This is a genomic window from Paraburkholderia dioscoreae (genome assembly GCF_902459535.1).
GTDB classification, from domain to species: domain Bacteria; phylum Pseudomonadota; class Gammaproteobacteria; order Burkholderiales; family Burkholderiaceae; genus Paraburkholderia; species Paraburkholderia dioscoreae.
This window is the reverse complement of sequence record NZ_LR699554.1, coordinates 1,469,555-1,481,804: the sequence shown is the minus strand read 5'-3', so window position 1 is coordinate 1,481,804 and position 12,250 is coordinate 1,469,555. Positions and strand designations below refer to the sequence as shown.

At 65.6% G+C, this 12,250-nt stretch carries 10 protein-coding genes and 2 riboswitches; of the genes, 5 read left to right on the top strand and 5 right to left on the bottom strand.

Annotation, left to right across the window (positions count from 1 at the left end; genetic code table 11):
- Positions 1–5 precede the first annotated feature (5 nt).
- Positions 6–1,097 carry a cobalamin biosynthesis protein CobW gene (gene cobW / locus PDMSB3_RS26845; RefSeq protein ID WP_310699855.1) on the bottom strand — a complete coding sequence of 364 codons (1,092 nt, stop codon included), beginning with the start codon at positions 1,095–1,097 and terminating at the stop codon, positions 6–8.
- Between the two features lie 193 nt (positions 1,098–1,290).
- Positions 1,291–1,571, bottom strand: a riboswitch (cobalamin riboswitch).
- Between the two features lie 67 nt (positions 1,572–1,638).
- Positions 1,639–1,891: riboswitch (cobalamin riboswitch) on the top strand.
- 236 nt (positions 1,892–2,127) lie between these two features.
- Between cobW and cobA the strand changes: the two genes are divergently transcribed.
- From cobA to bluB, 5 genes are read left to right on the top strand one after another with little or no spacing between them, the layout of a single operon-like run.
- A complete protein-coding gene (gene cobA / locus PDMSB3_RS26840) occupies positions 2,128–2,898 on the top strand; it encodes a uroporphyrinogen-III C-methyltransferase (protein ID WP_035517164.1) in 771 nt (256 codons plus the stop codon).
- Positions 2,895–3,353 carry a cobalamin biosynthesis protein gene (locus PDMSB3_RS26835; protein WP_007177054.1) on the top strand — a complete coding sequence of 153 codons (459 nt, stop codon included), beginning with the start codon at positions 2,895–2,897 and terminating at the stop codon, positions 3,351–3,353. The genes cobA and PDMSB3_RS26835 overlap by 4 nt, the downstream gene beginning before the upstream one ends.
- On the top strand, positions 3,350–3,952 hold the full coding sequence (cobO, locus tag PDMSB3_RS26830; RefSeq protein WP_007177053.1) for a cob(I)yrinic acid a,c-diamide adenosyltransferase: 603 nt from the start codon (positions 3,350–3,352) through the stop codon (positions 3,950–3,952). Before PDMSB3_RS26835 ends, cobO begins: the two co-directional genes overlap by 4 nt.
- Positions 3,953–3,955: 3 nt before the next feature.
- Positions 3,956–5,308 carry a cobyrinate a,c-diamide synthase gene (locus PDMSB3_RS26825; RefSeq protein WP_165188276.1) on the top strand — a complete coding sequence of 451 codons (1,353 nt, stop codon included), beginning with the start codon at positions 3,956–3,958 and terminating at the stop codon, positions 5,306–5,308.
- Positions 5,292–5,963 carry a 5,6-dimethylbenzimidazole synthase gene (gene bluB / locus PDMSB3_RS26820; RefSeq protein WP_007177051.1) on the top strand — a complete coding sequence of 224 codons (672 nt, stop codon included), beginning with the start codon at positions 5,292–5,294 and terminating at the stop codon, positions 5,961–5,963. The genes PDMSB3_RS26825 and bluB overlap by 17 nt, the downstream gene beginning before the upstream one ends.
- A 10-nt stretch (positions 5,964–5,973) precedes the next feature.
- Here the strand turns inward: bluB and PDMSB3_RS26815 are convergent, their stop codons facing one another.
- The 4 genes from PDMSB3_RS26815 to PDMSB3_RS26800 all read right to left on the bottom strand — a co-directional run bounded on the left by PDMSB3_RS26815 (position 5,974) and on the right by PDMSB3_RS26800 (position 11,362).
- On the bottom strand, positions 5,974–6,618 hold the full coding sequence (locus PDMSB3_RS26815; RefSeq protein WP_007177050.1) for a DUF4136 domain-containing protein: 645 nt from the start codon (positions 6,616–6,618) through the stop codon (positions 5,974–5,976).
- Positions 6,615–9,107 carry a CHASE2 domain-containing protein gene (locus PDMSB3_RS26810; protein WP_007177049.1) on the bottom strand — a complete coding sequence of 831 codons (2,493 nt, stop codon included), beginning with the start codon at positions 9,105–9,107 and terminating at the stop codon, positions 6,615–6,617. Before PDMSB3_RS26810 ends, PDMSB3_RS26815 begins: the two co-directional genes overlap by 4 nt.
- 66 nt (positions 9,108–9,173) lie before the next feature.
- Positions 9,174–10,628, bottom strand: a complete 1,455-nt coding sequence (locus PDMSB3_RS26805; RefSeq protein ID WP_007177048.1) for a FecR domain-containing protein — start codon at positions 10,626–10,628, stop codon at positions 9,174–9,176.
- Entirely contained in the window at positions 10,625–11,362 is a 738-nt protein-coding gene (locus tag PDMSB3_RS26800) for a response regulator transcription factor (protein ID WP_007177047.1), read from the bottom strand. The genes PDMSB3_RS26805 and PDMSB3_RS26800 overlap by 4 nt, the downstream gene beginning before the upstream one ends.
- Positions 11,363–12,250: the final 888 nt, after the last annotated feature.

Here is a 12,250-nt window from a genome sequence, read left to right as displayed (position 1 = left end):
AGCGCTTACGCCTGTTGTGTTTCGACGCCCGAAGGCACGCCGAGCGCCGTGTCGAACGCACGCTGCAACGCGGCCTGATCGAGATCCTCGCCAATCAGCACGAAGCGGCTCGGGCCGCTTTCACCGGCCTGCCAGCGTCGATCGAAATAGCTGTCGAAGCGGCGGCCCACGCCCTGAATCACCAGGCGCATCGCCGCGCCCGGCAGCGCCGCGAAACCTTTGACGCGGTAGATCGTGTTCGTTTCGACGAGCCCTTGCAGCGCGGCGATCACCGCCTCGCGCGACGGTGCATTCGCGTGCACGACCACCGAATCGAATTCGTCGTGGTGGTGGTCGGCGTCCTCGGCGGAACCGTGGTGATCGTGGCGCAGGTGGATCGTATCTTCCGAAGCCGCTTCGAGGCCCAGCAACGCGTGCAGATCGAGCTGGCCCATCTGCGCGCGCACGATCTTCACTTGCGGCGGAATTTCTTCCCGGATCGAAAGTTCGACCGCGCTTTGCTGCGCGTCGTCGAGCAAATCCGTTTTGTTCAGAATCACCAGATCGGCGGCGGACAACTGATCCTCGAACAACTCGTGCAACGGCGATTCGTGATCGAGATTCGGATCGGCCTTGCGTTGCGCATCCACGGCAAGCGGATTGTCGGCGAACTGGCCGCTCGCCGCAGCCGGTCCGTCCACCACGGTGACCACGGCGTCCACGGTAAAACTGTTCTTGATCTGCGGCCAGTTGAACGCCTGCACCAGCGGCTTCGGCAACGCGAGACCCGACGTTTCGATCAGCACGTGATCGATCTGATCGCGGCGCTCGACCAGTTTCTCCATCACCGGAAAAAACTCTTCCTGCACGGTGCAGCACAAACACCCGTTTGCCAGTTCATACAACTGGCCTTCGGTTTCGACGCCGTTTTCATCGCAACCGATTCCGCAACCCTTGAGAATTTCCCCGTCGATGCCCAGCTCGCCGAACTCGTTGACGATCACCGCAATGCGCTTGCCGCCCGCATGCTGAAGAATATGCCGCAGCAGCGTGGTCTTGCCGCTGCCGAGAAAGCCTGTGACGATGGTGACGGGGATCTTGCGCATTTGAGTTTGCATCGTGAGGTCCATCCGTAGGAGTTGCACGTGCACGCCGGGCGTTTGTGTGTCTGTCCGCATGAGCCGGGTAAACGGCGCGTAAGTCCAGCGAGCCAGGACGACAACACAACACGGGGACGAACGACGGGTTGCCGCGACAACAAAAACAGAAAGCGGAAGTGAGGTCATGAACGCGCTACCGCATCCCCGCGGTGTTCGTCCTTCGTATCTGGCCGGTATCCGGGCTGGCGAAAGCGCCGCTTCCCCTTCCCGGGCGAGTGATTTCTCGCCCAGTGGTGATATGTCTACGCGGCCTTGCGCGTGGACATCGAAGCCGGCTCCGCGGCGCTAAAGAACTGACCTTAGCACCACATTTCGCTTACCGTTGCGGGGGCAGCACAGGTTGACCCGTTCCATGACAGGCGGGCACCCTGTTTCCCGTTTAACTGCATGCGCACGAGCGCGCATGCGAGCACCAAAGTGCGTGCGAGTGTAGGCCCGCAGCCCGCGGCAGTCAAGAAAACGCCGGCCGCAAGCGCTTATCGGACGGGACGCCATGTGCTATCGTATGCGCGCGTTTGGTGCCCGCACATGCATTCGCGTGTGCAGTTAAACGGGAAACAGGCCGCGCTTCATGCGCTCAACCTGTGCTGTCCCCGCAACGGTAAGCGACCTGCGGCGCAATGTTGAGTTGTCTTGCGCCGCGCATGCGTTTTTTTCGATGCCACTGTCCTGCACATTCCAGCGAATGCGGACGGGAAGGCAAAGCGCATGAGGCCGCCAGCCCGGATACCGGCCAGACGCGGAGGCGGCGAACCTCAGGGCAACATCGCGCCGCCGGCCGCCGGAATCCGCGAGGGACGGATGTGAAGGCGCTGAAGCACGACGTGGTGCGTCCGTATGCGGGTTCCCGGAGGAACCGTTGCGAGCCGCGCATTGCGCCGTGCCTGAATCCGTAGCAGTGCATGCCCCAAAAGTCCGCTCTCCGGTGCTCGTTCGCGCCTGCCCCTGATCCGCTCGTCACTACATGGCGCCCGCCATGCACGTCGCGATGACCCGCGCCTGGCTGATCGGCGCCGGTCCCGGCGACGTCGAACTCATGACGCTCAAGGCCACCCGTGCATTGGCACAAGCCGATGTAGTGCTGGTCGACGATCTGGTGAATCCCGACGTACTCCAGTTCGCGCGCGCCGACGCACGCGTCGTCCATGTCGGCAAACGCGGCGGACATCCGTCCACACCGCAGGAAGGCATCGTCGCGCAATTGCTCGAGCACGTGCGGGCCGGGCGCAGCGTCGCGCGCCTGAAAGGCGGCGATCCGTTCGTGTTCGGCCGGGGCGGCGAAGAACAGCAGGCGCTGCATGCGGCGGGCATCGAGGTGGAAGTCATCAACGGCATTACGGCGGGAATCGCGGCACCTGCGGCAATCGGCATTCCGGTCACGCATCGCGACCACGCGCAAGGCGTGGTGTTCGTCACCGGGCACGGCGCGGGCAGCGCTGAGCCGGACTGGGCCGCGCTGGTGGCCACGCGCATGACACTCGTGATCTACATGGGCATGCGGCGCCTGAGCGAAATCGTCGACGCGTTGCTCGCGGCCGGCATGAGCGCCGAAATGCCGTGCGCGGCGATCGAATCGGCGACCCGTCCCGAGCAACGCCATGTGCTCGCGCGGCTCGGTGAGTTTGCCGGGCGCGTCTCGCGTGCGGGACTCGGCTCGCCGGCGATCGTGGTAATTGGCGGTGTGGCGTCGCTCGCGTTGGCGCGCGACGCTGCGTATGCCAAGACTGCAACGTTGCCGGCGAACGGAGACGTACCATGAAAACGCTGAGCGTAGGCATTGGTTGTCGCTTGCACAGCGCGGCTGGGCAGATCGAAGCAGCGGTGCGCGCCGCGCTCGGCCCGCATTCCTTCGACGAAATCGCCACCGTGGCCTCGATCGATACCAAAGCCCACGAAGCCGGCCTGCTCGAATTCTGCGCTCGCCATGCACTGCCGCTGACATTCTTCAGCAGTGAGCAGATCGCGGCGCTGCCCATAGCGGAGCCGTCAAGCGCGGTGCGCGAGCATCTCGGCGTGGACGGCGTCTGCGAGCCGTGCGCCTTGCTTGCAGCAACGACCAGACGCGGCGAAACCGCCGCTTTTCATGCGCATCGAGCACGGCTTCTCGTGCGCAAAACCGTCCATGCCGGCGTTACCGTGGCGATCGCCTCGAGCGCCGCCCACGCTGAACGCGACCACCCTAACAACGACACTCAGGAACAGAACCTGCCATGAAGACCGATCCCGAATCGCATCAACGCATGACCGAGCGCCGACGCGAGGGCCATGAGAAAAAGCAGGCCAACGCCACGGTCGAAAAAGGTCTGCTGATCGTCAATACCGGCACGGGCAAGGGCAAAACCACCGCCGCGTTCGGCATGGCCGTGCGCGTGCTGGGTCACGGCATGCGCCTCGGCGTCGTGCAGTTCATCAAGGGCGCGCTGCACACGTCAGAGCGCGACTTTCTCGGCGCGATCGCCAACTGCGATTTCGTCACGATGGGCGACGGCTACACCTGGAACACGCAGAACCGCGACGCCGACATCGCGACGGCGCGCAAAGGCTGGGACGAAGCGCGCCGCATGATCGAAAGCGGCGACTACCAGATGGTGATCCTCGACGAACTGAACACGGTGCTCAAGTACGAATATCTGCCGCTCGACGAAGTCCTGTCGGTGCTCACCGCACGCGCGCCAATGCTGCATGTGGTGGTGACCGGCCGTCACGCGCCTGATGCGCTGATCGAAGCCGCCGATCTCGTCACCGAAATGCGCATCGTCAAGCATCCGTATCGCGAGCAGGGCGTGAAAGCGCAGCGCGGCGTGGAGTTCTGACGCATGTCCGCGCCTCCCAAGGGCACGTCCCCCGAAGCGTCTCCCGAGGAGACGTCCCTTGGAGCGTGCCCCGCCCTCTTTATCAGCGCGCCCGCATCCGGCCAGGGCAAGACCACGATCACCGCGGGTCTGGCGCGCTATCACCGGCGGCTGGGGCGACGCGTGCGCGTCTTCAAGACCGGACCGGACTTTCTCGATCCGATGATTCTGGCGCGCGCAAGCGGCGCGCCCGTCTTCTCGCTCGATCTGTGGATGGTGGGCGAAGCCGCCTGCCGCACGCTGCTCGCGCAAGCGGCGGCGCAAGCCGATCTGATCCTGATCGAAGGCGTAATGGGCCTGTTCGACGGCACGCCGAGCAGCGCCGATCTCGCCACCACGTTCGGCGTGCCGGTGCTCGCGGTGATTTCAGCGAAGGCGATGGCGCAGACCTTCGGCGCGGTCGCTTTCGGTCTCGCGCAATTCCGGCCGCAGGTGCCGTTTTACGGCGTGCTCGCCAATCGCGTCGGCTCCACGCGACATGCGCAGATGCTTCAGGAAGCGTTGCCGCCGGGACTGCGCTGGTGCGGGCACATTGCCGCCGGCGACGAAATCGGGTTGCCCGATCGTCACCTGGGCTTGCACCAGGCAGACGAAATCGACGACCTCGACGCGCGTCTCGATCACGTCGCCGACACGCTCGGCGGCACCGCGCTCTGCGAACTGCCGCCGCCGGTCGAATTCGGCATGCCAGCCCGGCAGAGCTTGCCGCGCCTGCTGGAAGGCAAAACGATCGCCATCGCGCGCGACGCCGCGTTCTCGTTCATCTATCCGGCCAACGTCGCGCTGCTGGAATCCCTTGGCGCGCGGATCGGCTACTTCTCGCCGCTCGCCGACGAAGCCCCGCCCGAACACGCCGACGCGCTGTATCTGCCAGGCGGCTACCCCGAACTGCACGCCGCGGCGCTCGCGGCCAACACCCGCAGCGCCGCCGGCATTCGTGCGCACGCGAGCGCCGGCAAGCCGCTCGTCGCCGAATGCGGCGGCATGCTCTATCTGCTCGACCGGCTCACCGACACGCAAGGCGTGAGCACGCCGATGCTCGGCCTGCTGCCCGGCCACGCGACAATGCAAACGCGCTTCACCGCGCTCGGCATGCAGCAGATCGACAGCCGGCACGGGCCGATGACCGGCCACACGTTTCACTACTCGAAGCTGAACACCCCGCTCACGCCGCTTTGTTCGGCCACCCGGCCGCAAAGCGACGCACCCGGCGAGGCCGTCTACCGTGCCGGCTCGATCGTGGCGAGCTATATGCACGCTTATTGGCCCTCCAACCCGGCCTTTGCGGCCGCCCTGTTCCATGGCGAAGCCTTTTGACGAATCGGAGCGCGACGCCGTCTACCGCGCGATTTACGAACGCCGCGACATGCGTCATTTCGTGCGCGATCCGGTCGATCCGGCCGTGCTGCAACGCCTGCTCGGCGCGGCGCATCACGCGCCGAGCGTCGGCTTCATGCAGCCGTGGCGGATCGCGCGGATCACCGACCCCGTTTTGCGCAAGGCCTTGCACGACGCCGTGGAAACCGAACGCCTCGCCACCGCCGACGCGCTCGGCAAACGCCGCGAAGAGTTCATGAAGCTGAAAGTGGAAGGCATGCTGGACTGCGGCGAGCTGCTGGTGATGGCGCTGATGGACGGGCGCGAGCGGCACATATTCGGCCGCCGGACCTTGCCGGAGATGGACCTCGCGTCGGTGGCGTGCGCGATCCAGAACATGTGGCTCGCGGCACGCGCGGAAGGTCTGGGTATGGGCTGGGTGTCGCTATTCGACCTCGACGCGGTGCGCCGGTTGCTGCGCATGCCCGAAGGCGCGCGGCCCGTGGCGATTCTGTGTCTGGGCCATGTCGACCAGTTCTATAGCGAGCCGATGCTGGAAACCGAACGCTGGGCGAGCCGTTTGCCGCTCGCCGACTGCGTATTCGAAAACCGCTGGCCGGAAGCGGACAACGAACCGCGCAACGAGCCCGGATGATGCGCGCGAGTCACGGCTGAAGCGGCTTCACCGACACGACCTTCGGCACGCCACTCGTCTCGTCTGTGCGCAGTTTCACCCGCCAGTCGGGCGGTGCGTCGAAGGGAAATCTGGCCAGCGCGCTTTTGACGAGCGCCGGCATGGCATGCTGCGGATCCGCATCGCGATCGCTGCTGGACGCACTGACTTTATAAACCTCCTGCCCGCTCACGCGCTCGAAAAACCGCAACGTGAGCGCGTGCCGGTAGGCCGGCCCGCCCAACAGCGAGAACGGCGCGTCGGGCGCGCGCCCGCAGTCGCTCGCCATGCAGCCTTTTTCGCCGACGCCGATCGTCGCCGGGCGCGTGTCGTAAGCAATCGAGAGCAGATAACGCGCGGACTGCCCCGTCGTTGCGGCAAAACCCTGCTTTGCAAGCTCATCCGCCAGCAGGCTTTCGAATCGCGGATGCTCCGCGCTGGCCTCCTGCGACGGCATGCGCGCGATCGCGTAGGTCCGTTCGCCTTGCAGCGCGGCGGCGGCATGGGTGGCGTCGGCGGTATGCACGTCGGCACTCAGGCCTGCGCAGCCGGTGAGACTCGCCGCGGCCAGCGCGGCACAGATCAGGATCGCTTTCACCATCTTCTCGCTTCGATAAGGTGCGTGTTCATGCGTCATGTCCGCTCCGTGACGGAGGCGCCCGACTGCGCGTCTTCGAGCACCGGCAGGCGGATCGTAAATGCCGTGCCGCGGCCGGGTTCGCTGGCCACTTCGACATCGCCGCCGTGACGCGTGACGACCGTCTTGACGAACGCCATGCCGAGCCCCGCGCCGCCCACTTCCGGCCGCTCGGTTTCGTGAAAGCGCCGGAAACGCTCGAACAGACCCGCCTGCCGATCCTTCGGAATGCCGTAGCCCTGGTCGCGAATCGTGCACGACACGCGCCTCGTCGCGCCCGGCCCGGCCTTCGGCGTCAGGCTCGCAAGACTGCAGACGATCCGCGTATCCGGCGGACTGTACTTCACCGCGTTGTTCAGAATGTTGACGAGCGCGCGCGTCATCAGCGAACGGTCGGCGTAGATCCAGTGACCGTCGTCGGCAGCGTCGGCGGTTGCCGTTTCCGTGTGCAGCGTGATGCGCTTGGCGTGCGCCTGCGGCCAGACTTCGTCGCTGGCGTCGATCAGCAACTCGGTCAGACTCACCGGTTCCAGCATATAGGTTTGCGATTCGGCACGCGCCAGTTGCACGAAGTCGTCGGCCAGCGTGAGGGCACGCTGCGCGTAGCGTTCGATGCGCTCCAGCAAGGCGCGCGCGAGCACCGGCTCGCTGCGGGCGCGCTCGATCTCCACCAGCGCCAGAATCGACGCCTGCGGCGAGCGCATGTCGTGCGACAGGAGCCGCAGCGCGTCTTCCCGCTGACGCTCGGCCGCATGCAGGGCCGACACGTCGACGAGGCCCGCGATCCAGCCGGTGGTCTCGCCCTGCTCGTTGGTGCAGTTCGCGTAGCGCAGCAAATGGTCGCGCTCGCGGGCGTCGCGCACCTCGACGCCGTGCGCCATCAACGCGGCGAATTCGCGGCGCGCCGGATCGAGCGGCGCCGGCCAGTGCGCGCGGGCGAGCAGATTGTTTTCGGCGTCCGACGCCGCGTCGCTGTCGATCGTCTTCACGAGCGTCAGGCCGCCCAGCACGGCCTGCATCGGACGGCCTTCGAGCGGCGCGCCGAGGTGCGCGAAATGCGCCTTGGCGGCGTGGTTCGCGATCAGCACGACGCCGCGCACGTCGCTAACGAGGATCGGCTCCGGCATGCTGTCGAGGCTGTCCCACACGAAACGCTTCATGTCCTGCACGCGCTGCGCGGCCTGCGCCATCAGCGCCATGTGCTGCTCCAGCACGTCGCCGCCGAACTCGCGGCGGCGCTGCGGCGTTTCCGGCAGCAGGTGGGGTTCGTCGGCGAGACGTTGCAGTTCTTCGCGCAGATACGCCATTGTCATTTCCAGGCGCCGCCAGTTCCAGATCGGATAAACCGCCACCACGCCGACGATCGCCGGCACCGGCGACATCCAGAGCCGCGCACCGTAGAGCAAGACGGCGCTGCCGGACGCCGCAAGCAGGCACAGCGCGCCGGTCAGCAGCAGCGAACGGCGCGGCGACAACACCAGAAAACCGGCCAGCAGCGCGGCAAGCGGCAGCAGCGACACCGCGAACAGCGCCCACCGCGCGGCCGGCTCGATCTCGCGGCCGGTAAGCAGCGTGTCGAGCACGTTTGCATGGATATACACGCCGGGCAGCGGCCCGAGTTCGCCGGACACCGGCGTCGCAAAGCGGTCGTACAAACCGGACGCGGTCACGCCGATCAGCACGATGCGGCCGCGCAACTGGTCCGGCGTCACGTCGCCGGCGAGCACGCTGGCGAAACTCAGCTTCGGGTAGCTCTGCGCATTCCGGCCGAATGGGATCAGGAAGCGGCTTTCGCCGCCGTCGTCGGGCGCGGCCACGGTCGTGGTCGTGGTCGAAGCATGGCGGGGCTGCCCGCCATTCAGGTGCAGCGCGCCATGCTCGACCGCCTGGGCGACCGGCACCATCAATTGCGGCCAGCGTGAATCGGCGTCGCCCTCGTATTGCGCGACGCTGCGCACAATGCCGTCGCTGTCGACTTCGAGATTGATATGGCCCAGCCCCGCCGCCGCTTGCGCGAACGGCGCCACCGGCTCGACCACGGCCCGGCGCCCGCCGCTGTCAGGCGCGGTGAGCAGCACCGGCAGATAGGTCGGACTCAGCGCGATAGCGCGGGCCAGCTCGGCGTCCTGCGGATTGGCCTCGGTGAACAGCACGTCGTAGATCACCGCGGCGGGCTTCGCTTTCGCGATCTGTTCGAGCAGCTTCGCGTGGACACTGCGCGGCCACGGCCAGCGGCCAAGTTGCGCGATGCTCGCGTTGTCGATTTCGAGCACGACGATGTCGCGCAGCAAAGGCTGTGCGTGCAGGCTCAGAAAGCGGTCGTAGACCAGATGATCGACGCTCGCGCTCAGGCGGCCGAGCGAACTGAGCAGAATCACCACGATGCCGAGACAGCCGATGCCCACCCATTCGATCAGGAAGCGGCGGCCGGCGCGCCGTCCGAGACGGGCGCGCGGGTCGAGGCTCAGGCGCGTAGAGGTGGTCGGCAAAGCTTTGCTTGGTTCAGGGCCAGGAAGCGGGCTGATGAATCGCTCAGCCCTGTGAATCTACCAGCGTCAGCGCGCAAGCGTAAACGAGCGCACCGCGCTGCTCTTCTCGTAGAAGCGGCCGTTCTCGAACTGCTCGGCGACGATCGTCCAGTAATAAACGCCGGCCGGCAGATCGCTCACCACCAGTTGGCCGCCCGACAGATCGGTGCGGTCCACGAGCGGATGGCGCAGATCGTCGGTCGTCGCCAGCACGAAACGGAAGCGTGTCTCGACCGTGGCGCGGCTGACAAACCAGCGGAACTCATAGTCGCGGCTGCCGGCCCGCTGGGTGGCCGAAGCGGCCAACCCGAACTGGCGGCGTTCGAACGCATACACCTGCGGCAATCCTTCGAGCCCGTTGCTGTCGATCGCGGCGATTCGCACGAAATAGGTGCCGTCGGCCAGGTCGCCGAAATCCGCATGCGGCGCGCTCACGCGCAGCTCGCGGATCAGATCGAGCTGGTCGGCGTCGCGCGCGATCTGCACACGGTAGGCCATGGCGTGTTCGGACGGAACGAGGTCGAACGCGACCGTCTTGCCGTCCTGCACTTTAGCCGGCTGCGCGAGCGCGGGCGCGGGCAGCAACTCGATCGGGCCGCCAATCGCTCCGCCTGCCCGCGTCACGCTGCCGAAGCGCGCCGGCACGAGCTGAGCGGAGGCCTGCAGCGGCGCACCGGGCGGCGGCGCCGAGGCACGTCCGGCGAGCACGGCCGGGTCGACGCCGACCGAGCCGTCCAGCACTTCTACCGCGGTGGTTCGCGCGTCGCCATCGTAGGCGACCTTGAAGCGCGTTCCACGCACGCCCGCCACCACTGACGGCGAGCGGATCTGGAAGCGGTCGTCCTTTTTCGTGGCGTGCGTGACCTGGCTCTCGACTTCGCCGCTGCGCAGTTCGAGCAAGCGGTCGCCGGCGCCGGTCAGCGTGGTGCGCCGCAGTGTGCCGATATCCAGCAGGCCGTTCTGCGCCATCGTGACGTGCGAGCCGTCGGGCAATTCCAACGTCACAAAACCGTTTTCCCCGGTGCGGATGCGATCGCCCTCGCCGAGCGTCGCGCCTTCCGCGAGCGGCACGTAGGGGTTCGTGCCGAACGCGTGCTCAGCCGGGCCGCTCGTCGCGATCACACGGGCCGATTCCTGTTCCTGTTTGAGCCTGTCGGCGGGCAAACGCAAGACAATGCCGGCCGGCATGCGGCGTGGCGCGGGCACATGATTCAGGCGGCTCAGCGCGGCCCAATCGCTCGGGTCGCGCATATAGTTGCCGGCGATGTCGTACAGCGTGTCGCCTTCGTGGGTCACGTACGAGACGTACACCGGCGCCGCGGCTTTCGCACGCGGCTTCAGCACACGCGACGATTGCGCATACGCGGATACAGGCGCAAAGCAGGCCATCGCGAGCAGGCCGGCTGCCGCGAGCAACGCGCCGCTGCGGCGGCCCGGCGAAACCGCGCTGCCGCGCGGCGCCACACCGGCGGAAAACGTCACGCCTCCCCCGCTTCGGGGCGCTCATCGAGCGCGGGCGGCGGCGTGGCGGATTCGATCCGCTCCAGCCGGTAGCCATAGCCGTAAATCGGCGTCAGCCGGTAGCCGCGCTCCGGGCGCAGACCGAGCTTGCTGCGCAGCATCGACACGTGAGTGTCCATCGTGCGCGACGGAATGTCGGTCGCCTGTTTCCAGATCACGTCGAGAATATGCGCGCGCGACAGCGGCCGGCTCAGATGCTGGAACAGCAACAGCGCGAGCTCGAATTCCTTTTGCGTGACGGCAACCGTCGTGCCGCGCACCACCACGTGCTTGGCGCTCAGGTCGAATTCGAATTCGCCGAACACTTCCTTCACTGCGGCCGGCTTGAGGTGATAGGCGCGGCGCAGCAGCGAGCCGACGCGCGCCAGCAGGACCGCGGCGGAAACCGGCTTGACGACATAGTCGTCCGCACCCGTGTTGAGAATCGACGTGATGTCGCTTTCACGGCCGCGGCTCGTCATGAACAGCACCGGCAGGCGCTCGGAAAGACTTTCCCGAACCCAGCGCAGCACCTCTTCACCCGACATGTCGGGCACGTTCCAGTCGAGCACCAGCAGATCGAAGGTCTGGCGGCGCAACTGCCTCACCAGTTCTCGGCCCGCACCGTATGCGTGACAGATATGGCCCGCCGCCGACAGCGTTTGGCAAACCAGATCGGCCTGAGCCGAATCGTCATCCAGGACAGCAATTCTCATAAAACCCCGCAACGCGACATCGTCGTTCGTAACTGGTGGCCGGCTTACCGGCAGACGACCGGGATGACGGCGCTCACACCGACGATCCGATCCGGCTTCCCATTTCATCTTCGGCGGCACATTTTTCGACTAATGGTCCTTTGCCTTGCGCCCTGCTCAGTTCCGCCCCGTCTCAAAATTGGCGCGCATTGTTCGCTTTATCGCGCCGGGTATCGAGGGGCAGGTCATCATAATCGAAAAAACGGCCGTTCTTTTCCCGGATGCGATCAGGCGCTTATCCGGTTCGGCTATGTGATTCTCTAGCCTTTTGCGGCATTTTCAGCAGGGTACTTATCGGCCCGGCTGGTTATGCACATCGACCGCAAGGGTCGTCGTTTCAGCGGCTGGTCTCGCTCGCACGGTAATTGGCCCCGTTCGCCGTTGTCTTTTTCAGGCTGCGTCCCGCATTCGGGAAACGGCGATTTGACAATTTGCGAGTCAGTATAGAAACAGTCTCAAAATAAATCGTTTAAAGATTGTTAAGTCAAAGGCAGGAAGAGGACGAAGCCGTACGGAGCGGGCAAAAAAATGCGGCACCGCCTCCGTCCAGAGGCCGACGCCGCTCAACACACTACACGCTCGCGGGGGTCTAACCACACAAGTGCCATCAAATTAGCCGCTCCGAAATTCCAACTCAAGATGAAAGAACTGCTTTTGTAACTGGAAGCGCGGTAGTTATTACTTCGGCGGTAATGCGTTACGGATAGAACCGTTGTGGCTTCTGGCGTCGAAAATGGTATGAATTGAAGCGGCAGCAACTGTCGATTTACAGACGCAGAAGGTTTGTTACAGATGGATCGGCTCGGCGGAATATCGAAGCCACGTCCGATCAATCATGCGATGGCGGGA